The 22,186-nt window shown below is 66.7% G+C and carries 19 protein-coding genes and 1 pseudogene; 14 read left to right on the top strand and 6 right to left on the bottom strand.

The window, feature by feature from the left end:
• Positions 1–97: 97 nt before the first annotated feature.
• The 9 genes and pseudogenes from IEW24_RS08035 (at position 98) to IEW24_RS08000 (ending at position 11,033) form a co-directional block, all read left to right on the top strand.
• Positions 98–850, top strand: a complete 753-nt coding sequence (locus tag IEW24_RS08035) for an ABC transporter ATP-binding protein (RefSeq protein WP_188576994.1) — start codon at positions 98–100, stop codon at positions 848–850.
• Positions 843–1,544, top strand: coding sequence for an ABC transporter ATP-binding protein (locus tag IEW24_RS08030; RefSeq protein WP_188576992.1), 702 nt, complete (start codon positions 843–845; stop codon positions 1,542–1,544). The genes IEW24_RS08035 and IEW24_RS08030 overlap by 8 nt, the downstream gene beginning before the upstream one ends.
• 13 nt (positions 1,545–1,557) lie before the next feature.
• A pseudogene (locus tag IEW24_RS29070) lies at positions 1,558–2,433 on the top strand (branched-chain amino acid ABC transporter permease); the annotation flags it as partial.
• Between the two features lie 87 nt (positions 2,434–2,520).
• Positions 2,521–3,459 (top strand): branched-chain amino acid ABC transporter permease, encoded by a 939-nt coding sequence (locus IEW24_RS29065; RefSeq protein ID WP_308468546.1) that lies wholly within the window; start codon positions 2,521–2,523, stop codon positions 3,457–3,459.
• A 99-nt stretch (positions 3,460–3,558) separates the two neighbouring features.
• Positions 3,559–4,788 carry an ABC transporter substrate-binding protein gene (locus IEW24_RS08020; protein ID WP_188576989.1) on the top strand — a complete coding sequence of 410 codons (1,230 nt, stop codon included), beginning with the start codon at positions 3,559–3,561 and terminating at the stop codon, positions 4,786–4,788.
• Positions 4,789–4,838: 50 nt separating this feature from the next.
• A complete protein-coding gene (locus IEW24_RS08015) occupies positions 4,839–5,654 on the top strand; it encodes a helix-turn-helix domain-containing protein (protein WP_188576987.1) in 816 nt (271 codons plus the stop codon).
• A 29-nt stretch (positions 5,655–5,683) separates the two neighbouring features.
• Complete coding sequence (lhpI, locus tag IEW24_RS08010; RefSeq protein WP_308468508.1) at positions 5,684–6,643, top strand: bifunctional Delta(1)-pyrroline-2-carboxylate/Delta(1)-piperideine-2-carboxylate reductase; 960 nt, start codon at positions 5,684–5,686, stop codon at positions 6,641–6,643.
• Between the two features lie 30 nt (positions 6,644–6,673).
• Positions 6,674–9,988, top strand: coding sequence for a molybdopterin-dependent oxidoreductase (locus tag IEW24_RS08005; protein WP_188576985.1), 3,315 nt, complete (start codon positions 6,674–6,676; stop codon positions 9,986–9,988).
• Positions 9,989–10,049: 61 nt separating this feature from the next.
• Positions 10,050–11,033, top strand: coding sequence for an MBL fold metallo-hydrolase (locus tag IEW24_RS08000; protein WP_188576983.1), 984 nt, complete (start codon positions 10,050–10,052; stop codon positions 11,031–11,033).
• Positions 11,034–11,039: 6 nt separating this feature from the next.
• Here IEW24_RS08000 and IEW24_RS07995 read toward each other — a convergent pair whose 3' ends face one another.
• Positions 11,040–11,477, bottom strand: a complete 438-nt coding sequence (locus tag IEW24_RS07995) for a YqaA family protein (protein WP_188576981.1) — start codon at positions 11,475–11,477, stop codon at positions 11,040–11,042.
• On the bottom strand, positions 11,470–12,393 hold the full coding sequence (locus IEW24_RS07990; RefSeq protein ID WP_188576980.1) for a LysR family transcriptional regulator: 924 nt from the start codon (positions 12,391–12,393) through the stop codon (positions 11,470–11,472). The genes IEW24_RS07995 and IEW24_RS07990 overlap by 8 nt, the downstream gene beginning before the upstream one ends.
• Before the next feature lie 324 nt (positions 12,394–12,717).
• On the opposite strand from IEW24_RS07990, the gene IEW24_RS07985 reads away from it, so the two are divergent.
• Genes IEW24_RS07985 through IEW24_RS07975 form a run of 3 tightly spaced genes read left to right on the top strand, consistent with a single transcriptional unit; the run spans position 12,718 to position 16,424 of the window.
• The gene (locus tag IEW24_RS07985; protein WP_244644214.1) at positions 12,718–14,211 is read left to right on the top strand and encodes a c-type cytochrome; all 1,494 of its coding nucleotides are present in this window, start codon (positions 12,718–12,720) and stop codon (positions 14,209–14,211) included.
• A gap of 22 nt (positions 14,212–14,233) precedes the next feature.
• Positions 14,234–14,755, top strand: coding sequence for a sugar dehydrogenase complex small subunit (locus tag IEW24_RS07980; RefSeq protein WP_188576979.1), 522 nt, complete (start codon positions 14,234–14,236; stop codon positions 14,753–14,755).
• On the top strand, positions 14,706–16,424 hold the full coding sequence (locus IEW24_RS07975) for a GMC family oxidoreductase (RefSeq protein WP_373870018.1): 1,719 nt from the start codon (positions 14,706–14,708) through the stop codon (positions 16,422–16,424). Before IEW24_RS07980 ends, IEW24_RS07975 begins: the two co-directional genes overlap by 50 nt.
• 62 nt (positions 16,425–16,486) lie before the next feature.
• Here the strand turns inward: IEW24_RS07975 and pcaF are convergent, their stop codons facing one another.
• Genes pcaF through IEW24_RS07960 form a run of 3 tightly spaced genes read right to left on the bottom strand, consistent with a single transcriptional unit; the run spans position 16,487 to position 19,103 of the window.
• Positions 16,487–17,692: a 3-oxoadipyl-CoA thiolase gene (pcaF, locus tag IEW24_RS07970; RefSeq protein WP_188576977.1), complete on the bottom strand. Its 1,206-nt coding sequence runs from the start codon at positions 17,690–17,692 to the stop codon at positions 16,487–16,489.
• Between the two features lie 11 nt (positions 17,693–17,703).
• On the bottom strand, positions 17,704–18,399 hold the full coding sequence (locus IEW24_RS07965; protein WP_188576976.1) for a 3-oxoacid CoA-transferase subunit B: 696 nt from the start codon (positions 18,397–18,399) through the stop codon (positions 17,704–17,706).
• Positions 18,396–19,103 carry a 3-oxoacid CoA-transferase subunit A gene (locus tag IEW24_RS07960; protein ID WP_188576975.1) on the bottom strand — a complete coding sequence of 236 codons (708 nt, stop codon included), beginning with the start codon at positions 19,101–19,103 and terminating at the stop codon, positions 18,396–18,398. Before IEW24_RS07960 ends, IEW24_RS07965 begins: the two co-directional genes overlap by 4 nt.
• 136 nt (positions 19,104–19,239) lie before the next feature.
• On the opposite strand from IEW24_RS07960, the gene IEW24_RS07955 reads away from it, so the two are divergent.
• The gene (locus tag IEW24_RS07955) at positions 19,240–19,995 is read left to right on the top strand and encodes an IclR family transcriptional regulator (protein ID WP_188576974.1); all 756 of its coding nucleotides are present in this window, start codon (positions 19,240–19,242) and stop codon (positions 19,993–19,995) included.
• Between the two features lie 326 nt (positions 19,996–20,321).
• Here the strand turns inward: IEW24_RS07955 and IEW24_RS07950 are convergent, their stop codons facing one another.
• On the bottom strand, positions 20,322–21,257 hold the full coding sequence (locus IEW24_RS07950) for a LysR family transcriptional regulator (RefSeq protein ID WP_280514968.1): 936 nt from the start codon (positions 21,255–21,257) through the stop codon (positions 20,322–20,324).
• A gap of 110 nt (positions 21,258–21,367) precedes the next feature.
• Here IEW24_RS07950 and IEW24_RS07945 point away from each other — a divergent pair, with 110 nt between their 5' ends.
• The gene (locus IEW24_RS07945) at positions 21,368–22,177 is read left to right on the top strand and encodes an alpha/beta fold hydrolase (RefSeq protein WP_188576973.1); all 810 of its coding nucleotides are present in this window, start codon (positions 21,368–21,370) and stop codon (positions 22,175–22,177) included.
• Positions 22,178–22,186: the final 9 nt, after the last annotated feature.

The following is a 22,186-nucleotide window of genomic DNA, read 5'->3' as shown; positions in this document are numbered from 1 at the left end:
GAAATGGGGTGGACGGTCGCAGACGCCGCGGCACGCGCCCCCAAATGCGAGGTTCCGCCCCTGTCCGGGGAGCGCGGACCTGCGCCTGCGAGGCACTGTGGCAAACGTGCTTGAGGCCCGCGGCCTGAGCCGCGAGTTCGGCGGCTTTCGTGCCGTCTCCAACGTGGATTTCGCGCTGAAGGAAGGCACGATCCACGCCGTCATCGGCCCCAACGGCGCCGGCAAATCCACGCTGTTCAACCTGCTCACCAAGTTCCTGTCGCCCAGCGAAGGCCGCATCCTGCACAAGGGCGAGGATGTCACGGCGCTGCGCCCGCCCGCCATGGCCCGGCGCGGCGTGGTGCGCTCGTTCCAGATCTCCGCCGTCTTCGCGGGACTGACCGTGCGCGAGAATATCGAGATGGCGCTGTTGCGCACCAACGGCATCGGCTGGAGCTTCTTTAGCTCCATCGCCCGCCGCCCCGCCATCCGCCGCCGCGTGGACGAGATGATCAGCCGCTTTTCACTGGACGAGCATGCGGACACGCAGGCCGGCAACCTCTCCTATGGCCGCAAGCGCGTGCTGGAGCTGGCCACCACGCTCGCCCTCGATCCGGACGTGCTGCTGCTGGATGAGCCCATGGCCGGCCTCGGCCACGAGGACATCGGCCGCATCACCGATCTGGTGCGCGAGAGCGGCAAGGGCCGCACCATCCTGCTGGTGGAACACAACATGCGCGTGGTCTCCGACCTTGCCGACCAGATCACCGTGATGGTGCGCGGCGAGGTGCTGGCCGAGGGCAGCTATGCCGAAGTCTCTTCCCGCCCCGACGTGATCGCCGCCTATACCGGAGGCCAGCACCATGGCTGAAATGCTGAAGGTGAACGGCCTCAAGGCCTGGTACGGCGAGTCGCAGGCCCTGCACGGCACCAGCTTCGAGGTGAACAGCGGCGAGGTGGTCACTTTGCTAGGCCGCAACGGCGCCGGCAAGAGCACCACGCTGCGCTCCATCATGGGGCTGGTGGCCAAGCGCGCCGGCTCCATCCGCTATGACGAGAAGGAACTGGTGGGCGCGCCCTCGCACCGCATCGCCCGTGCCGGCATCGCGCTCTGCCCGGAGGAGCGTGGCATCTTCTCCAGCCTCAATGTGCGCGAGAATCTGCTGCTGCCCCCCGCCATCCGCCCCGGCGGCATGACGGTGGACCAGATCTTCGAGCTGTTCCCGAACCTGAAGGAGCGGCTGACCAGCCAAGGGACAAAACTTTCCGGCGGCGAGCAGCAGATGCTGGCCATCGGCCGCATCCTGCGCACCGGCGCGCGCCTCCTCATGCTGGACGAGCCGACCGAAGGTCTCGCGCCGGTGATCATCGAGCAGATCGCCGCGACCGTGAAGACGCTGAAGACGCTGGGCTTCACCATCCTGCTCGTTGAGCAGAACGTCACTTTCGCCGCCGGCCTCGCCGACCGGCACTATGTGATGGAACTGGGCCGCGTGGTGGACGAGATCCCCGGCCCCGCCTTCGCGGATCGCATAGATTCGCTGAAGACCTATCTGGGCGTGTGAGAGGAACGGCGACATGATCACCATTTTCGGCGTTCCGTCCGTCGTGCTGTTCGGCCAGCTCCTGCTCGGCCTCATCAACGGCGCCTTCTACGCCATGCTGAGCCTCGGCCTCGCGGTCATCTTCGGCATGATGAACATCGTCAATTTCGCCCATGGCGCGCTCTACATGATGGGCGCGCTGGGGGCGTGGATCCTGCTCGAATATTTCGGCATCGGCTATTGGTGGGCGCTCGTCCTCGCCCCGCTCGGCGTCGGCATCTTCGGCATCGTGATCGAGCGCACCATGCTGCGCCCGCTCTACAAGCTCGACCACCTCTACGGCATGCTGCTCACCTTCGGCCTGTCGCTCATCATCCAGGGCGTGTTCCGCGACTGGTTTGGCTCCTCCGGCCAGCCCTATGCCATCCCGGCGGCGCTCTCCGGCGGCACCAATCTCGGCTTCATGTTCCTGCCCACCTACCGGGCCTGGGTCATCGTCGCCTCGCTGGTGGTCTGCCTTGGCACATGGTTCGTGATCGAGCGCACCAAGCTCGGCTCATACCTGCGCGCCGCCACCGAGAATGCGCCTTTGGTGCAGGCCTTCGGCATCGACGTGCCGCGCATGGTGATGCTCACCTTCGGCGCCGGCGTGGCGCTGGCGGCGCTGGCCGGCGTGCTCGCCGCGCCCATCTATCAGGTGAACCCGCTCATGGGCGCGGACGTCATCATCGTGGTGTTCGCGGTGGTGGTGATCGGCGGCATGGGCTCCATCATGGGCGCCATCGTCACCGGCTTCCTCGTCGGCCTCGTGGAGGGTCTCACCCGCGCCTTCTATCCGCAGGGCTCCTCCACGGTGGTCTTCGTGATGATGGCCATCGTGCTGCTGCTGCGCCCCGCCGGCCTGTTCGGCTCCAAGCCGGAAGCGGCGGGCGGCGTCCATGTCTCGCTGGACGCCCCTGCCCCGGCGTTCCGCACGGAGATCCTGCTGTTCCTCGGCATGGCGGCGCTGCTCATCATCGGGCCGGCCTTCGTCTATTCCGGCTTCCTGATGAAGGCGATGCTGTTCGCGCTCTTCGCCTGCGCCTTCAATCTGATCGCCGGCTACGGCCGCCTCGTATCCTTCGGCCATGCCATGTTCCTCGGCACGGCAGGCTATGTGTGTGGCCACGCGGCCAAGGTGTGGGGGCTGACGCCGGAACTCGCCATCCTCACCGGCACATTGAGCGCAACCGTGCTCGGCGTCGTCACCGGATGGCTCGCCATCCGCAGCCGGGGCATCTATTTCGCCATGGTCACGCTGGCGCTGGCCCAGATGATCTATTTCGTCGCCCTTCAGGCGCCCTTCACCGGCGGCGAGGACGGCCTGCAGAACATCCCGCGCGGAAAACTGTTCGGGCTGTTCGATCTCAACGACCACACTTTGCTCTATGGCTTCGTGCTGGTGGTGTTCCTCGGCGGCTTCCTGCTGATTGCGCAGGTGGTGCGCTCGCCCTTCGGGCAGGTGCTCAAAGCCATCCGCGAGCACGAGCCCCGCGCCCAGTCGCTGGGCTATTCCACCGACCATTACAAGCTCGCCGCCTTCACCCTCTCCGCCACGCTGGCGGGCCTTGCGGGGGCCACCAAGGCGGTGGTGCTCCAGCTTGCCTCGCTCACGGACGTGCACTGGGGCATGTCCGGCGAGGTGCTGCTGATGACCTTCCTCGGCGGCGTCGGCACGCTCTACGGGCCGGTGGCGGGCGCCTTCATCGTCATCGCCATGCAGAACTATCTGGCCTCGCTGGGCCAGTGGGTGACGGTAATCCACGGCGCCATCTTCGTGGTGTGCGTGCTGGCCTTCCGGCGCGGCCTCGTGGGCGAGCTGATCGCCTTCCTCGGCCGCTCCCGCAAGCCGGCGACGCCCGCAAAGACGCCGCAGGCGGCACCGGAGGCCGGCTGACCGGAATTTTCCGATCCGAAACACGTTCTACCCAAGAAAAACCATCCGCGCCGAACGCGGACCAGAGAACCCATCCAGAGAACCCAGAAGGGGACACCAATGACCAGCAACGCTTTCAGGAAATGGCTCGGCGCCGGCACGGCGCTCGCGCTCACCGCTTTGTTCGCTGCCGCGCCCGCCAGCGCACAGGTGAGCGATGATCAGGTGAAGATCGGCGTGCTCACCGACATGTCCGGCCAGTGGTCGGACATGAACGGCCCCGGTTCGCTGGTGGCCGCGCAGATGGCGGCGGAAGATTTCGGCGGCAAGGTACTGGGCAAGCCCATCGTCATCGTCGGCGCCGATCACCAGCAGAAGGCCGACGTGGGCGTGGGCATCGCCCGCCGCTGGCTCGAGAACGAGCAGGTGGACGCCATTTCGGATGTCACCAACAGCGCCATCGCCCTTGCCGTGCAGCAGCTCACCAAGGATGCCAACCGCGTCGCCCTCTTCTCCTCCCCGGGCACCACGGACCTCACCGGCAAGCAGTGCTCGCCCACCGGCTTCCAGTGGGTCTATGACAATTATTCCAACACCGTCGCCCCGGTGAACGCGCTGGTGAAGCAGGGCAAGAAGAGCTGGTACTTCGTGACCGCCGACTTCGCCTTCGGCACCTCGCTGGAAAAGATCGGCATGGATCAGGTGAAGGCCGATGGCGGCACCGTCGCCGGCTCCACCCGCAATCCGTTCAACTCCGCCGACATGTCGCCCTACCTCCTGCCGGCGCAGGCCTCCAAGGCGCAAGCCATCTTCCTCGCCAATGCGGGCAAGGATCTGACCACCGCCATCAAGCAGGCCAACGAGTTCGGCATCGTGGCCGGCGGCCAGGCGCTGGTGGCCCCGGTGATGTTCATTTCCGACGTGCATGCGCTGGGCCTGCAGACCGCGCAGGGCACCTCCTTCGTCGAGGGCTTCTACTGGGATCAGAATGACGAGACCCGCGCCTTCGCCCAGCGCTTCTTCGAGCGCCGCAAGGCCATGCCGACCGCCCTTCAGGCCGGCGTCTATTCCTCCATCACCCACTATCTGAAGGCGATCCAGGCCGCCGGCACGGACGAGGCCAAGGCGGTCTCGGCTAAGATGCGCGAGCTGCCGGTGAACGACTTCTTCGCCAAGAACGGCAAGGTGCGCGAGGATGGCCGCATGGTTCATGACATGCTGCTGGTGGAAGTGAAGAAGCCGTCGGAATCCAAGCGTCCCTGGGATTATTATAAGGTCCTCGCCACGATTCCGGGCGACGAGGCGTTCCTGCCGCTCTCCAAGAGCGAGTGCTCCCTCGTCAAGAAGTGAGACGTCTTGATCGTGCCGGCCCTTCGGCCGGCACGATTCCAGGAGGATGCATGTCGCGCGTTGCCGAACCGAAACTGTCTCCCCGGAGCGCCAAGCCCGCGCGTGCCCAGCGGCCTGCGCGCGAGACGCCGGCCGCCGGCGAGGCCGCAGCGGCGCCGGTGGTGACGCGCAAGCGCAAGGCTACTGCAGCGCCCGCCGTGGATGCCCCGGCAGCAGCGCCCAACGGGACGCCCCGCGTGCTGTCGGTTCCGAGCACCATTCCCGCCCGCTTCTCCGCCGCCCCCCCCGCGGGCGACGACCGGGTGGACCTCGGCCTCAAGCTCAAGCGCATGCGCACCGACAAGGGCTGGACGCTGGAGGAGGTCAGCCGCCTCACCGGCGTTGCCCGGTCCACGCTGTCCAAGATCGAGAACGGGCAGATGTCGCCCACCTATGACGTGCTCCAGCGCATCACGCGCGGCATGCAGCTCGATCTGGTGGAACTGTTCGACACCCGCCGCCAGCAGGCGCCCTTCGGCCGCCGCAGCGTCATCCGCGCCGGCGAGGGCAAGCTGCACCCCACAAAAACCTACGAGTACGAAGTGCTCGCCACCGACCTCTCCTACAAGCAGATGCTTCCCTTCAAGGCCAAGGTCCGCGCCCGCGCGCTGGACGATTTCGCCGGCTGGGTGCGCCATGAGGGCGAGGAGTTCGTCTGCGTCATGTCCGGGCGGGTGGAAGTGTTCACGGAGTTCTATGCCCCCGTGGTGCTGGAGCCGGGCGACAGCATCTATTTCGACAGCGCCATGGGCCATGCCCTCGTCTCGGTGAGCGAGGAAGAGGCCGAGGTGCTGTGGATCTGCACCGGCGCGGTGAAGATGGATTGAGGATCCCTGAGCGGGATCATGAGGAGCCGATGATGTTGCGTATGTTCAGTGCCGAGGAAATCCATGCGCGGCTCGATTACCGCGAACTGGCGGAGGCGCTGAAACAGGCGTTCGCGGAGGGCGGTGCGGAATCGCCCGTGCGACAAGCCTATGAGGTGGGCCTGCCCGGCGCGCCCGCGCATCTGCTCACCATGCCCTCGTGGCGGCGCGGCAGCGTCATGGGCGTGAAGATCGTCAACGTCTTCCCCGGCAATGCCGCGCAGGGCCTCGGCGCCGTGAACGGCCTGTTCGCTCTGTTCGACGGCTCCACCGGCGTGCCGCTGGCCATCATGGACAGCGATGCGCTGACCAACCGCCGCACCGCCGCCGCGTCCGCGCTGGCCTCGCAATATCTCTCCCGCCCCGACAGCCGCACCCTGCTGGTGGTGGGCACCGGTCACCTGTCCGCGCATCTCGCCGCCGCCCATTGTACCGTGCGCGACATCGCGCGGGTGCTGGTCTGGGGCCGTTCGGCGGAGAAGGCGGCAAAGTCCGCCGCCAAGCTGAAGGCGCAGGGCTTGCCCGCCGAGCCGGTGACGGATCTTGCGGCCGCAACGCCGGACGCCGACATCATCACCGCCGCCACCACGTCCACGGTGGCGCTGGTGAAGGGTTGCGATGTGCGCCCCGGTACCCATGTGGATCTGGTGGGCGCCTTCACGCCCGCCATGCGCGAGAGCGACGACGATCTGGTGGCGAAGGCGCAGGTGTATGTGGACACAAGCGCCGGCTGTCTAGCGGAGGCCGGCGACCTGCTGCAGGCGATCAAGTCCGGCGCGTGGGACAAGGCGAAGCTGCGCGGCGACCTCTATGATCTGTGCTCCGGCAAGGTCACGGGCCGTACGGATGCGGAGGCGATCACGCTGTTCAAGTCCGTGGGCGCGGCCATGGAGGATCTGGTGGCCGCCGAGCTCGCAGCCGCCGACGCGCCGCTCGCACGCGCGTCCTGAGAGCCACAGCGCACACAGGGAGGCAGGACCATGGCTGTCGTTGAGAAGCAAGGCTACTGCACCCTGTGCCGCTCGCGCTGCGGCACGCTCAATGTGGTGGAGAACGGCCGGCTGGTGGCGGTCAGGCCCGATCCGTCCCATCCCACCGGCAAGGCCCTCTGCCCCAAGGGCCGGGCCGCGCCCGAGATCGCCCACAGCGCCCGCCGCCTGAAGACGCCTCTGCGCCGCACCGCGCCCAAAGGCGCCGCCGATCCCGGCTTCGTGCCCATCTCGTGGGACGAGGCGCTGGACGAGATCGCCGGCCGGCTCTCCACCTTCGCCCGCGAGAGCGGGCCGGAGAGCGTGGCCTTCGCGGTGACGTCCGGCTCATCCTCGCCCATGTCCGACTGCGTGGACTGGATCCAGCGCTTCATCCGCGGCTTCGGGAGCCCCAACACCTGCTATTCCACCGAGATCTGCAACTGGCACAAGGATGTGGCCCACGCCTTCACCTTCGGCTGCGGCATCCCCACGGCGGATTACCGCAATGCCGATCTGATCCTGCTGTGGGGGCACAATCCCGCCAATTCCTGGCTGGCGCAGGCGGAAGCCATCGGCGCGGCGCAGGCGCGCGGGGCGAAGCTCGTGGTCATCGACCCGCGCAACGCCGGCTCCGGGCAGGCCGCCGACCATTGGCTGCGCATCCGGCCGGGCACGGACGGCGTGCTGGCGCTGGCGGTCTCGCGCCTGCTGCTGGAAGGCGACACCCATGACGCCGACTTCGTGCGCCACTGGACCAACGCCCCCTTGCTGGTGCGCGAGGACAACGGCCTGTTCCTGCGCGGCGCCGATATCGGCGGCGATCTGCCGGCCGACGCTTATCTCATCTGGGATCAGGCGGCGGGCCGCCCTGCTGCCGCTTCGGCCGACGTGGATGCCGCGCTCGACGGCAAGTGGCAGGTGGAGACCGCAAGGGGCCCTCTCGCCTGCCGCCCCGCCTTCGCGCATTTCCGTGCGGCGGCGGCGCCCTATGATCCGGAGACCGCGAGCCGGATCACCGGCATTTCGGCGGAACAGATCGAGACCCTGGCGGAGCTGATCGGCAACGCGAAATCGGTCTGCTATCACGGCTGGACCGGCCTCGGGCAGCATACCAACGCCACCCAGACCGACCGCGCCATCGCCACCCTCTACGCCCTCACCGGCTCGTTCGACATCCCCGGCGGCAATGTGCGCATGGCCGCCCAGCCAGTGAACGTCCTGCACTCCATGGCGCTGATGCCGGAGGCCCAGCGGGCCAGGGCCATCGGCCTCACCGAGCGCCCCGTCGGCCCGCCTGCTGACGGCTGGATCATCTCGTCGGATTTTTATGACGCGGTGCTGGAGCGCCGCCCCTATCCCATCCGCGCGCTGGTGGGCTTCGGCTCCAACCTGCTGGTCTCCCACCCCGCCCCCGAGCGCGGGCGCAAGGCGCTTGAGAAGCTCGAATTTCAGGTCCATTGTGACCTGTTCCTCAACCCCACCGCCGCTTATGCCGACATCGTGCTGCCGGTGGACAGCGCATGGGAGCGCGAGGGCCTGCGGGTCGGCTTCGAAGTGACGCCCGAAGCGCAGGAACTGGTGCAGCTGCGCCCGGTCATCGTGCCCCGTCAGGGCGACAGCCGCTCGGACATCGAGGTGGTGTTCGCGCTCGCCACCCGGCTCGGCATGGACGACCTGTTCTTCGGCGGCGACGTGGATGCGGGCATGAACCACATGCTGGCCCCGCTCGGCATCGACATGGCCGCGCTCCGGGACGCGCCGGGCGGCATCCGCCTGCCTTTGGTGCAGCGCTATCGCAAATATCGCGACACCGGCTTTGCCACCGAAACCGGCAAGGTGGAGCTTTATTCGGAAAAGCTGCTGCGCGTGGGCCAGCCGCCGGTGCCCTTCTATGTGCCGCCGGCCGAGCAGCCCAGCGAGGCCTTCCCGCTCACCGTCACCACCGCCAACAGCGGCTATTTCTGCCACAGCCAGCACCGGGGCATCACCGCTTTGCGACGCAAGCGGCCGGAGCCTATGGCGGAATTCCATCCCGACCTCGCCCACGCCCGCAACATCCGCGCCGGCGACACCATCGCCTTGCGCACACGCCTCGGCAGCGTGCGGCTGAAGGCGAGCCTGAATGCCGCCCTCGATCCCGATCTGGTGGTGGCTGATTATGGCTGGTGGCAGGGCGCGCCGGACCTCGGCCTGCCCGATTACGTGCCCAATTCCGGCAATGCGGCGGGCTCGAATTTCAACGCGCTGGTGGACGAGCGCCAGCGCGATCCGGTCAGCGGCTCCCTGCCGCTGCGCTCCTTTGCCTGCGACGTGGAGCTGGCGGAAGCCGGGCCGTGGGCCGGCCATCGCCGCTTCACCATCACCGCGCGCTCCGAGGAAACGGCGGAGGTGGTGGCGCTCACCCTCGTGCCCGAGGACGGCCTGCCGCTGCCCGGCTTCCGCGCCGGCCAGAGCATCGGCGTGCGCATCGAGGGCGTGACGCGCTCCTATTCGCTCACCGGTGCCGCCCGCGAGCGGCCGGATGCCTACAGCATCGCCGTGCGGCACATCGCGGGGGGCGCGCTCTCGCCCCTCGTCACCCGCCGCCTGAAGGTGGGCGACACGGTGGAGGTGACGGCGCCTTCCGGCAGCTTCCTGATGCCGGTGCGCAACGAATTCCCGGTGGTGCTGATCGCCGCCGGCATCGGCATCACGCCCTTCCTGTCCTATCTGGAGACGCTATCGGGCGAAAAGGGCGAGCCGCAGGTGATCCTGCATTACGCCTGCCGCGACGGCGACAGCCACCCCTTCGCCGCCCGCGTGGCGGCCCTCGCGGCACGCCTGCCGAACGTCACCCTCGTCACCCATCTCAGCCGCCCGCGTGCGCAGGATGCCTGCGACCACACCGGCCGCTTCACCGCGGACCTCATCCCCGCCGCGCTGCTCGCCGCCCGTGCCCGCTTCTACATGTGCGCGGGCGACGAGATGATGCGCAGCCTCACCGCCGCCCTCAAGGCGCGCGGCGTGCCGGCGTTCGAGATCTTCTCCGAGCGCTTCGCCTCGCCCGTGATGCCGCGCATGGACGGAGCCGCCACCCATGAGGTGCGCTTCGCCCGCTCCGGGCGGACCATCCTCTGGACGCCTGAGGCCGGCCCGCTGCTCGCCTGCGCCGAGAAGGAGGGCATTTCCGTGCCCAGCGGCTGCCGTGTGGGCCAGTGCGAGAGCTGCGCGGTGAGCGTCATCTCGGGCAGCGTCCATCATTTCGGCGCGGTGCAGGAAGGCGAGGAGGACACCTGCCTCACCTGTCAGGCGGTGCCCACGTCCGATCTCGTGCTGGACGCCTGAGCGCCTCGCTTCACGCAGAAATGGATTGCCCGGCCACGCGGCCGCAGGCAGGGTCGCGGCGATGAGCAATCCCTACTATTCCGGCCCGGCGAACGGCCATTTCGACGGCACGCGCTTTTACAATCCCGGTCACGAGATCACCGACAAGACCCTGCGGGATCTCTGGCAGTGGCGTCGCAACCGCGACCGCAAGGTCTGGCCGCGCAAGGTGGATGTCCAGCCCGCCATACCTGAGGCGGGTGTGGCCGGCATCCGCGCCACCATGGTCGGCCATGCCAGTGTGCTCATACAGGCGGCGGGCCTGAACATACTCACCGATCCCGTCTGGTCGCAGCGTGTCAGCCCCTTCCGCTGGATCGGCCCGAAGCGGGTCGCGGCGCCCGGCATCGCCTTCGATGCCCTGCCGCCCATCCATGTGGTCCTGATCTCGCACAATCACTACGACCATCTCGACCTTGTCACCGTCTCCCGCCTGCACAAAGCGCATCGTCCGCTGTTCGTGGTGCCGCTCGGGAACGACGGGTTGATCCGGAAGGTCGCGCCGGACGCCCGCATCTCCATCGGCGACTGGGGCACTGAAGTGTCGCTCAGCTCCACGGCGACCGCCACGCTCGTGCCCGCCAACCACTGGTCCGCCCGCTCGCTCAAGGACCGACGCATGGCACTTTGGTGCGGTTATGTGATCAGGACAGCCCTGGGTCTTGTCTGGTTTGCGGGCGATACCGGCTATGGTGACGGCAGCATCTTCAGGGACATCCGCGCCGCGCATGGCGCACCGGACCTCGCGCTCATTCCCATCGGAGCCTATGAGCCGCGCTGGTTCATGCAGCCCCAGCATATCAATCCCGCCGAGGCGGTGCAGATCTTTCTGGATGTGGGCGCCAAGCTTGCGGGCGGCATCCATTGGGGCACATTCCAGCTCACGGATGAGTCTCGTGAAGCCCCCGTGGAAGCGCTGGCGCAGGCCCTGCGTGCTGCTACCATCCCGGACGACAACTTCGTCGCGCTTGCGCCGGGGCATGTGCTCGATCAACGACCCGGCTGAAGCGCATCAGAGGAGGTTGAGCGTCACCGCGGCCAGCACCAGATAGCGGCCCACCTTCGCGAGCGTGACCAGCAGCAGGAAGACGGGAAACGGCTCGCGCAGGATGCCGGCGACGACGGTGATGGGATCGCCGATCACCGGTGCCCAGCTCAAAAGCAGAGACCAGCGGCCGTAGAGCCGATACCAACGCTGTGCCCGTTCCAGCGCCGCCGGGCTCGCGGGAAACCATTTGCGGTCCCGAAAGCGCTCGATCCCCCGCCCCAGAAGCCAGTTGAGCACCGAACCAAGGATGTTACCGAGGCTCGCAACCAGCACCAGCAGCCAGACTGGATAGGCCCCGCTGAGAATGAGGCCCACAAGCACGGCTTCCGACTGCATCGGCAATATGGTTGCCGCAACCAGCGCCGTGGCGAAGAGCCCCCCATAAACGGCAAGATCAAGCACCGCCGAAAACCTCCGCATCCCGTGCGCGCTGCGCCACATAGGCCACCAGATGGTGGAACAGGACCTGCGCAAAGCCGGGAAGCTGCTGCACGTTGCGTGCGCACAGATAAAGCTCGCGCTCTGCCCAGGCATCGCTGATGGCGAGCGCGCGGATAGCCATGAAGGCGGGGTAGCGACGCGCGGCGCTTTCGGGAATGACCGCCACGCCCGCCCCCGCCTCCACCATGCGGCAAACCTCTTCAAAACTGTTCATTTGCATGCGGAAGGTGAGGGGCCGCCCAATCTCCTTGGCGATGCGCCGCAGAAACTGGGTGAGGGCCGCCGTGTCCTGAAGGCCGATGAAGTTGAGATCCAGAATACGGGAAAATGCGATCTCACCATCATCATGAGCAAAGCCGTGCGGCACAGCGAGCACGAGTCTATCCGATACGAAAGGCACGCGCTCCAGACCCGTCATGTCCACGGGCACGGCCACGATCCCCATGTCCGCCTCCCCCGTCTTCAGCAGGCTCACCACCTCCAGGCTCGGCCGATCCTGCACGCTCACCCGGATGTCGGGATGCGCCGCCAGAAATGCCCCCAGCGCCTGCGGCATATGCTCGGCCAGCATGTTGGTGTTGGACAGAAGCCGTACATGGCCGCTGCGCCCATCCGCGAATTCCTGCAATTCGGCTTCGGCACGGCGGGCATCATCCACGATGACCCGGGCGCGGCGGGCGAACATATCCCCCGCCATGGTGGGCCGGATGCCACGCCCCGTGCGCTCGAATAGCTCCAGCCCGAACGCCGCCTCGAGCCGCTTGATGCGGGCGCTCACCGCCGCGACAACCACATTGTTCTCCGCCGCCGACGCGGTGAGGCTGCCGCTGTCGAGGGCGGAAAGGAAGATGCGCAGGTCGGTGAGGTCAAATCTCATGGGAGGCGGGCTTCGGAGAACGAAATCGGATGCACGGCGCAAGCCTTCACATTATGTGAAAGCTGCTTCTAGAATGAACTGATTTTCAAAGCCACATTGGAACAGCTATGAGGCGCAATGTCGCTGATGCGGCATACTGACGCTTTGTAGGCAGCTCCCCGCCTGTCGTTCAAAACACTCGAATTCCGTGTTTTCCGACAAGAGATGAGAGCCGGCATCGGCTTGTATCCGCCCTGTCCGAGGGCGCACGGCTTTTGCACAGATCATGCGTGGCGTCGGTATGCGGCCCGACGACACCGTTCACGATCGATGAAAGTCAGCCGCATGCCCTTGCGCAACGGCGAGCCCGCTCGCACGCCCATCGCCTCCCTTTTCCCCAACTGGCGGAGTTCCGGCAAAGCGGCCTTGCTGATGGCGGGCCTCCTGCTTGGGAGCGCAGGCACGGCGTTGGCCCAGAGCGCTCCGGCCGCGGATGCGGATCTGATCGCCAAGGGCCGCTATCTGGCGACCGCTGCCGACTGCGCAGCTTGCCACACCGCCCCCCATGGCGGCGTTCCCTTCGCCGGTGGATACGGTATTGATTCTCCGCTCGGCAAGATCGTCTCCACCAACATCACGCCCTCGAAGGCAAACGGCATCGGCAGCTACTCCGAGGCGGACTTCGCCCGCGCCGTGCGAGATGGCGTGGCCAAGGACGGCACGCATCTCTATCCGGCCATGCCCTATACGGCCTATGCCAAGATGTCGGACGCCGATCTCAAGGCCATCTATGCCTACCTCATGCATGAGGTGAAGCCGGCCGAGAGCACCCCGCCCAAAACCGCGTTGCCTTTCCCCTTCAGCATCCGCGCTTCCATGGCGGTGTGGAACCTGCTGTTCCTCGACACCACGCCTTTCAAGCCCGATCCCTCGAAGCCCGCCGACTGGAATCGCGGCGCGTATCTGGCCGAGGCCCTAGCCCATTGCAGCACCTGCCACACACCGCGCAACCTGTTCATGGCGGAAGACCATGGCCAATCGCTGGGCGGCGGTTCGCTCGGCGCCTGGTATGCGCCCAACATCACCTCCGACCGCACCGCCGGCATCGGCGGCTGGTCCGATGACGAACTGATCGCCTATCTGCGCACCGGACACGTGGCCGGCAAGGCGCAGGCTGCCGGCCCCATGGCCGAGGCGGTGGAGAACAGCCTCCAGCATCTGAACGATGCCGACCTTAAGGCTCTGGTGGTCTATCTGCGCGGCACCCGGCCCATCGCCGGCGAGACGAAGCCCCGTTACGACTTCGGCAAGGCTTCCGTGGCCGAATTGACCCTGCGCGGCCTGCCCGGCGAAGCGCCGAACGAGAACGGATTCCGCGTGTTCAGCGGCACTTGCGCCGCCTGTCACCAGCTCAATGGCCAAGGCAATTCCGCCTATCCGTCCCTGTTCAACAACACCGCCACCGGCGCGGGCAATGCAGACAATCTCATCGCGACCGTCCTGTTCGGCGTGCGCCGTACAGTGGGCGACAAGACTGCCTTCATGCCCGGCTTCGGCCCCGGTGCCTTCTATACCGACCGGCTTTCGGACCAGGATATCGCCGACGTAAGCAATTATGTTCTTGCTCACTATGGCAATCCCGCCCTGAAAGTGACAGCTGCCGACGTGGCCAAGGCCCGCGAGGGCGGCGAGAAGCCGCTGCTCGCCAAGCTCGCACCCTACGCTCTGCCCGGCGCGGTCGCGGTGGTGATCGTGCTGCTGCTGTTCATCGGCCTGCTGCGCCTGTCCCGCGGTGCCCGCCCCGCCGCGCCCGGCGCGGCCTCCCCCTCCTCGCATTGATTGCTCCGGAAGGAGAGCCGAGATGCCATTCGATCTGACCTCCACAGGCGCAGGCCTCAGCCGCCGTGACCTGCTGCGCACCACCGCCGCTGTGGGCGTTGCCGCGCTTGCCGGCACGGCCGCCGCCCCCCTGCCCGCGCTCGCCGCGCAGGACGCCAAGGCACAGAACTTCCTGTCGCTGTCGGAATTCCTCACCGGCCACAAGCTCGACCCAGTGCTGGGTGCGCGCTACCTCGCCGCGCTGGAGAAGCGCAATCCTGACCTGATGTCCCACGTGGCGGCGATCCGGCAGATCATCACCACGGCCGGGGCCGCGGACATGGACGCTTTCCTCGCACTGCCCGGCACCGACAAGACGCTGATGGCCACAGGCACCAAGATCATCTCCGCCTGGTATCTCGGCGTGGTGGGCGAGCCGGAGGACGCCGAGCTGATCGCTTATGCGGACGCTCTGATGTACCGGCCAACGCAGGGCATCCTCGCCATCCCGACCTATGGCCCCGGCCCCGATGCCTGGGGCCCCAAGCCCGACGCCAAGAGCTGACGCCGCACGAACTGCTGACAGGAACAAGACAATGGCAAGTGACGCATTCGATGCGGATCTGATCGTCATCGGCTCGGGCGTGATGGGCGGCATCGTTGCCGCCAATCTCGCGAAGGCCGGCAAGAAGGTGATCGTGCTGGAATCCGGCCCGCGGGTGGATCGTCGCGACATCGTGGAGCGCTTCCGCAACGCGCCGGTGAAGCTTTCGCTGGCAAATGCCAAGCTGCAGGGCGCGGGCTCGCCCTTCCCCAGCCTGCCGCATTCGCCTTCCACCTATGGCGACTATCTCCAGCAGGTGGGACCGGTGCGCTACAACACCTCCTACCTGCGCGTGGTGGGCGGCACCACCTGGCACTTCGGCTCCTCGCTGTGGCGCATGCTGCCCAACGACTTCCGCCTGAAATCGCTTTATGGGCGCGGTCGTGACTGGCCGATCAGCTATGATGAGCTGGAGCCTTATTATGCCCGCGCGGAACAGGAGCTGGGCGTCAGCGGCGTGGACGGGCAGGACGAGAGCGGACATGGCGGCGCAGCCTTCCCGCCGCGCTCCATCCCCTATCCCATGCGAGGCCTGAAGCCGAGCTACTTCTTCAACCAGCTCACCGGCAAGCTTGCCGAGGGCGGCTTCAATCCCATCCTGGAGCCGAACGGACGCGCCACCAGCCCCTACGGCCTGCGCCCGGCCTGCGCCGGCAACAACAATTGCAATCCGGTATGCCCCATCGCCGCCAAGTATGACGGCTCCATGCATATCGACGAAGCCGAGAAGCACGGCGCGCAGGTGCTGACCAACTCTGTCGTCTACAAGATCGAGGCCGCCGACGACGGCAAGATCACCGCCATCTGGTACAAGCGCCCGGACAATAGCGAGCACAAACTCACGGCCCGCTCTTACGTGCTGGCCGCCTACGGCATCGAGTCGCCCAAGCTGCTGCTTCTATCGAAGTCCGCGCGCTATCCGAACGGGATCGCCAATTCGTCCGATCAGGTCGGCCGCAACCTGATGGACCACACCGGCATCAGCATGAATGTGATGACGAAGGAGGATTACTGGCCGGGCGAAGGCCCCACCCAGCTTCTCGTCTATCTGAACCAGCGCGACGGCGAATTCCGCAAGGACTATCCCAGCTACAAGATCAAGGTCCGCAACACCGTGCCCACGGCACAGATGACGGAAGGGCTGATCAAGAAGGGCGTGCTGGGCTCCAAGCTCGACGCCGAGATCCGTCGCCAGTCCGCCCGCTCGCTCAACTGGGCGGTGGATTTCGAAACCCTGCCGCTGCCGGAGAACCGGGTGCTGCCGAGCGAGAGCAAGAAGGACGCCCTCGGCATCCCCGTGCCGTCCATCTATTACAGCGTGACGGACTATTGGAACGCCGGCCGCGACCGCGCGCTGAAGGATTTTGCGGATATCGCGCGACTGCTGGACGCCGACATCGTGTCCACGGACGTGAAGTGGCAGAACCGTCAGCACATCATGGGCACCACCATCATGGGCGACGACCCGAAGACCTCGGTGGTGGATCGCGACTGCCGCACCCACGACCATCCCAATCTGTTCATCGCGGGCACGAGCGTCATGTCGTCCTCGTCCTGCGTGAACCCGACGCTCACCGGGGCCGCGCTTAGCGTGCGCATCGGCGATCAGCTGCGCCGCGACCTGGCCTGACAGGCCATACGAAAACCTCCGGCCCCATCGGGCCGGAGGTTGCGCCAAGTTTTCCGACGGCCTCAGGCGCGCTCCAACGCCATCGCGATACCCTGACCGACGCCGATACACATGGTGGCGAGTGCGAGGCGTCCCCCGCCCAGCGACAGTTCCAGCGCCGCCGTTCCGGAGATACGCGCGCCGGACATGCCGAGCGGATGGCCCAGCGCAATGGCGCCACCATTGCGATTGACGCGCGGATCAGCATCCGCGATGCCCAGCAGGCGCAACGTTGCCAGCCCCTGCGAGGCAAAGGCCTCGTTCAGTTCGATCACGTCGAACTGCTCCTGCGTGAGGCCGAGCCGTGCCATGAGCTTCTGGCTCGCCGGTGCCGGGCCGATCCCCATGACCCGCGGCGGCACACCGGCCACCGCCCCACCAAGCACACGAGCAATAGGCGTGAGGCCATGTGCCTTTACGGCCGCCTCCGAAGCGACCATGAGGGCCGCCGCGCCGTCATTCACGCCCGAGGCGTTGCCCGCCGTCACGGTGGCGCCCGCCATGCGGTTCACCGGCTTCAGCTTCGCCAGACTATCCAGGCTGGAGAGGCGCGGGTGCTCGTCCCGCTCTACCACCAGCGGATCGCCTTTCTTCTGTGGCAGGCTGATGGGCGTGATCTCGCGGGCAAGCCGGCCATTGGCCTGCGCGGCCGCTGCCTTCTCCTGGCTGCGATGGGCGAAGGCGTCCTGATCCTCGCGGGAGACCTTGTAGTCGATCGCCACGTTGTCGCCGGTCTCAGGCATGGAATCGACGCCATACATCTCCTTCATCTGCGGATTGACGAAGCGCCACCCGATGGTGGTGTCGTGGATCTCCGCCCGACGCGAGAAAGCCACGTCCGCCTTCGGCATCACGAATGGTGCGCGGCTCATGCTCTCGACACCGCCGGCGATCACCAGATCGGCCTCGCCTGCCTTGATGGCGCGTGCAGCGGTGGCCAGCGCGTCCATGCCCGAGCCGCACAGGCGGTTGATTGTGGTGCCGCCCACGGACAGAGGCAGGCCAGCCAGCAACAACGACATGCGGGCAACGTTGCGATTGTCCTCGCCGGCCTGATTGGCGCAGCCGAAGATGACATCGTCCACCCGTTCCCAGTCGAGGCCGGCATGGCGCCCCATCAGCGCCTTGAGCGGGATGGCGCCTAGATCGTCGGCACGCACGCTGGAGAGCCCGCCGCCGAAGCGGCCGATAGGCGTGCGGATATAGTCGCAGATATAAGCTTCAGTCATGGCATCCCCGCTCACAGCTCGGGCGCGACGAGATCGGCCACGGGGCCGTCGAGATGGAGCTTCGCGCCGGTCATGCCCTGAAGGGCCTCCATGGAGAGCGCCGGCAGCTTCTCGCGCAGCACGAAATGCCCGTCCCGGATGTCCACCACCGCATGGCTGGTATAGACGCGGGTAACGCAGGCAACTCCGGTCAGCGGAAAGGCGCAGGACTCCACCAGCTTGGGTTCGCCGGACTTTGTCTGGTGCTCGGTGATGACGAAGACCTGCTTGGCTCCATGCACCAGATCCATGGCGCCCCCCACTGCGGGCACGCCCTTGCTGCCCACGCGCCAGTTGGCGAGGTCGCCCTGCTGGGACACCTGATAGGCACCGAGGATCGCCACATCCAGATGGCCGCCGCGCACCATGGCGAAGCTGTCCGCGTGGTGGAAGAAGGCAGCTCCCGGATTAAGCGTCACCGCCCGCTTGCCGGCATTGATGAGATCCCAGTCTTCCTGCCCCTGCGCCGGAGGGGCGCCGAAGTTCAGGATGCCGTTCTCGGTGTGGAAAATCACCTCGCGGCCGGGCACCTGATAGTTGGCCACCATCTCGGGAAAGCCGATGCCGAGGTTCACATAGGCGCCATCGGCAATGTCCTGCGCCGCACGCCAGGCGATCTGGGCGTTGGAGAGCTTGCCGTCGCTGCGTGTATCGATGTCTTGTGTCATGCGTAGGCCGCTCCCGCCCGGATCAGTTCCTCTTCCTGTCGCGCGTCCGCGACCTCCACCACCCGGTCCACGAAAATGCCGGGCGTGACCACGTGCTCAGGATTGATCTCGCCGGCCGGCACGATGCGTGCGGCCTGCACGATGGTCTGGGCAGCAGCCATGCACATCAACGGGCTGAAGTTGCGGGCGGCCATATTGTAGGTGAGGTTGCCGTGGGGGTCGGCCAGATGCGCCTTGATGAGCGCGAAGTCCGCCTTCAGCCAACGCTCCTGCACATAGGACCGGCCGTCGAACTCGGCCACCGGCTTGCCGTCGGCCAGTTCCGTGCCGTAGCTGGTGGGGGTGTAGAAAGCGGGAATGCCGGCGCCGCCCGCCCGGATGCGCTCGGCCAGCGTGCCCTGCGGCACCAGCTCCAGCTCGATCTCGCCCGCCAGATAGCGATCCGTGAAAGCGCGTGGGTCGGATGAGCGCGGGAACGAGCACACCATCTTGCGCACCATGCCGGCATCGATCATTGCCGCGATGCCGATCCTGCCGTTGCCGGCGTTGTTGTTGATCACCGTAAGGCCCTTCGGCCCCTTGTCGATGAGCGCGTGGATCAGCTCGATCGGCGCACCGGCGCCGCCGAAACCGCCAATCATCACCGTGGCGCCGTTTCCGATCCCGGAAACCGCCGCGGCCAGATCCCTGACCGTCTTGTCCATGCACGTCCTCCCGGCGTCCACGCCATTTCGGCGTGCTGGCCTGCACCACGGATAAATCCGTGCTCCCATCGACAGCAAGGATATTGTGCGATATGCGATATTTGTTCAAATATCGCACAACTCAGGACAATGATCGATGAAGCAGACGGATTTCGTGGGTGGTCTCGCCAAGGGCCTGCGGGTGATGGAAGCGTTCGGCTCCGGCCAGCCGGGCATGACCATCGCGCAAATGTCCGAGGCGACCGGCCTCGACCGCGCGACAGCGCGCCGTTGCCTGCTGACCCTCGCGGAACTCGGCTACGCCCACTATGACGGCAAGCATTTCGAGCTGACCCCCAAGGTGCTGCGGCTCGGCCATGCCTATCTGTCGGTGACGCCGCTGCCGCAGTTGCTCCAGCCCCATCTGGAGGCGCTATCGAAGGAGGTGGGGCAAAGCGCTTCGGCCAGCGTTCTGGAAGGGTCGGAAGTCGTCTACATCGCCCGCGCCTCGCAGAAGCGAGTCATGTCCATCAATCTTGTGCCCGGCTCGCGGCTTCCGGCATGGTGCGCCTCCATGGGACGGGTACTGCTCGCCGCATTGCCGCAGGAGCAGATGCTGGCGGTGCTCGACCGTTCCGAGCTTCGGCCGCTGACGCCTCACACCAAGGTTGCCCGGCCCGATCTCCTGGCCGAGCTCGCCCGGGTGCGGGAGCAGGGCTATGCGGTCATCGACCAGGAGCTGGAACTGGGCCTGTGCTCCATCGCCATTCCGCTCATGGACGCACGCGGACGCGTGATCGCTGCCCTGAACATCGGCGCGCCCGCGGCTGCGATCGACGCCCGTGACATGCCAGAGCGTTACCTTCCGCTCATGCGGCACGTGCAGGCAGAGCTGCGTCCTCTCCTCCCTTGAGGCTCCATTGCTGCAGGAGGCCGGAGGAGCCATGCCATTACGGCATGGAAATGTATCCTCCAATTGACTTGGACATGGCCGACACGCCGGGCTTGTAATGCAGGCGACGAGAAATCGGCACCAAGCCATCTGCATTATCAAGAGAGTGAAGTCCACCATGGCCCGCTTACGCCAGCTTGATGCGCACACGATGCGCGCTCTACCACGCGACGGCCTCTGCCCGTTGCTTGGTATGGCTGAGCTCTCCATGCCATCCGCAGCCTCCCGACCGGACACCGCCACCGGCGAACCGGCATCGGCCAAGGCCGAGTGAGCCGCGCCCGATGTCAGCGGACGTAGTCGTCCACCACCTTCGCGCCATACCAGACGCCCGCGGCGACGCGCTCGATCATCACGCCGCGGACAACCTGAAACAGCTCCTGCGACTGGCTGCGCGACTGGGTCTCCATCGGCATGCCGATAGAGACCGTGGAAATGAGCGGCGGCCGGTCGATGACCCGCACCGTCATTTCGCCGCGCTCCGCTTCCGCCGCCACCGCGGCGTGGGCGAGGATCGTCCAGCCCAGGCCCCGCTTCACCATGGCCTTGGTCATGGTGACGCTGTCTACCTCGAACACGACATCGAGATGGGCGCTGCGCTGGATCGCCGCCTGTTCGATCAGGCGCCGGTTGCTGTGCGGCAGCGAGGGCAGGATGAGCGGCAGGGACGAAAGATCACGCCAGCGGATCGAGCGGCCGCTCATTTCCACCTCGGATGCCGGCCCGGCCACCACCATCCGCTCATGCAGGATGGGAGTCAGAACGATTCCGTCCAATGGTGGAGCGTTGTAGAGGATCGCAAGATCGAGGCGACGGTCCAGCAGCCATTCCTCCAGCGAGGTGCTGATGCCCTCGCGCACGGTGATGGAGGCATGCGGCCAGCGCTCGCGCAGGATTTCCACCACCACCGGCGCGATCAGCAGCCCCGCCGCCGGCGGCACCCCAAGCACAACGTGACCGGCGAAGCTCGTCTCCGGCGCGCGCACCAGCTCGGCGATCTGGTCCACCTGCCGCAGCACGGCATTGGCATGCTCCAGCAGCGAGCTGCCGGCGCGGGTCAGGCGCACACCGCGCCCATGGCGCACCAGGAGGCTCACGCCCAGTTCCTCCTCCAGCTTCATCAACTGGCGGCTCAGGGCCGGCTGGGCCACATTCAGGATGGTCGAGGCGCGGCTGACGCTGCCGGCGCGGGCCACCTGCACGAAATAGCGAAGTCCCCGGATGTCGATGGGACGCCTCCATCGGCGGCTGCGGCCGCAACGGCGGACGCGATGGCAGCTGTTTTGGCAGCCGCCTCGCGCCCCGTCAAACCCTCCCTAGGACTTGCCTCGTGATGAACTGGATCGGTCTCGACCATGTCACCCTGCGCTACACGCTCTCCGGTCGCGGTGAGCACACGCTGGTGCTTCTGCACGAGCTCGGTGGGACACTCGAGAGCTTCGATGGCCTGATGCCCGCACTCGAACAGCGGTTCCGTGTGCTCCGCTACGACCAGCGCGGCGCTGGCTGGTCCGAGAAGCCGCGCGCGCCCTTCTTCCTGGCCGATCACATCAGCGACCTGAGGCAGTTGCTCGCAATGTTCCGCCTCACCGAACCGGTGATGATCGCGGGTGTTGCGGCTGGTGCCGCCATCGCAGTGTCCCATGCGCTGGAAACGCCGCACGCGGTTTCTGCCCTGGCGCTCTGCGCACCCGCGCTGACGGTGGCAAGTGAGCGCGTACGCTATCTTGCCGAACGCTCTGAACGCGCGATCAGCAAGGGTATGGCCGCGATCACCGATACCAGCCTTGATCGCTCTTTCCCACCAGTGATGCGGCGCGATCCCGCTGCCTATCTCGCCTACAGGGCCCGCTTTCTCGCCAACGACCCCGTGGGCTACGCCCATGCCAATATGGCGCTGGCCGATGTGCGGCTGGAGGAGCGCCTCGGGCAGCTGATCCAGCCTTGCCTCGTGCTGTCGGGTACCCACGATCTCCTGCGCCCTCCAGAGGCGGTACGTCAGCTGGCGGCGCTCATCCCGCACGCGACCTATGCCGAAATCGACAGCGGCCACATCATGCCGGTGCAGGCACCGGAAGAGATGGCCGCCCGCCTGTACGGCTTCTTCACCAAGGCAACACACAGCCCCTTGGTTCGGGCCTGAGGAGTGCGT

Origin of the sequence: Azorhizobium oxalatiphilum (genome assembly GCF_014635325.1) — a bacterium.
Taxonomy (GTDB): Bacteria; Pseudomonadota; Alphaproteobacteria; order Rhizobiales; family Xanthobacteraceae; genus Azorhizobium; species Azorhizobium oxalatiphilum.
Note: the sequence above shows the minus strand (reverse complement) of the source record. Positions and strands in the feature narration are given on the sequence as shown.

Coding starts and splice junctions, on each gene's coding strand:
- IEW24_RS08030 (WP_188576992.1), top strand. CDS start 843: ATGGCTGAAATGCTGAAGGTGAACGGCCTCAAGGCCTGGTACGGCGAG.
- IEW24_RS29065 (WP_308468546.1), top strand. CDS start 2,521: ATGGCGGCGCTGCTCATCATCGGGCCGGCCTTCGTCTATTCCGGCTTC.
- IEW24_RS08020 (WP_188576989.1), top strand. CDS start 3,559: ATGACCAGCAACGCTTTCAGGAAATGGCTCGGCGCCGGCACGGCGCTC.
- IEW24_RS08015 (WP_188576987.1), top strand. CDS start 4,839: ATGTCGCGCGTTGCCGAACCGAAACTGTCTCCCCGGAGCGCCAAGCCC.
- lhpI (WP_308468508.1), top strand. CDS start 5,684: ATGATGTTGCGTATGTTCAGTGCCGAGGAAATCCATGCGCGGCTCGAT.
- IEW24_RS08005 (WP_188576985.1), top strand. CDS start 6,674: ATGGCTGTCGTTGAGAAGCAAGGCTACTGCACCCTGTGCCGCTCGCGC.
- IEW24_RS08000 (WP_188576983.1), top strand. CDS start 10,050: ATGAGCAATCCCTACTATTCCGGCCCGGCGAACGGCCATTTCGACGGC.
- IEW24_RS07990 (WP_188576980.1), bottom strand. CDS start 12,393: ATGAGATTTGACCTCACCGACCTGCGCATCTTCCTTTCCGCCCTCGAC.
- IEW24_RS07985 (WP_244644214.1), top strand. CDS start 12,718: ATGCCCTTGCGCAACGGCGAGCCCGCTCGCACGCCCATCGCCTCCCTT.
- IEW24_RS07980 (WP_188576979.1), top strand. CDS start 14,234: ATGCCATTCGATCTGACCTCCACAGGCGCAGGCCTCAGCCGCCGTGAC.
- IEW24_RS07975 (WP_373870018.1), top strand. CDS start 14,706: ATGGCCCCGGCCCCGATGCCTGGGGCCCCAAGCCCGACGCCAAGAGCT.
- pcaF (WP_188576977.1), bottom strand. CDS start 17,692: ATGACTGAAGCTTATATCTGCGACTATATCCGCACGCCTATCGGCCGC.
- IEW24_RS07965 (WP_188576976.1), bottom strand. CDS start 18,399: ATGACACAAGACATCGATACACGCAGCGACGGCAAGCTCTCCAACGCC.
- IEW24_RS07960 (WP_188576975.1), bottom strand. CDS start 19,103: ATGGACAAGACGGTCAGGGATCTGGCCGCGGCGGTTTCCGGGATCGGA.
- IEW24_RS07955 (WP_188576974.1), top strand. CDS start 19,240: ATGAAGCAGACGGATTTCGTGGGTGGTCTCGCCAAGGGCCTGCGGGTG.
- IEW24_RS07945 (WP_188576973.1), top strand. CDS start 21,368: ATGAACTGGATCGGTCTCGACCATGTCACCCTGCGCTACACGCTCTCC.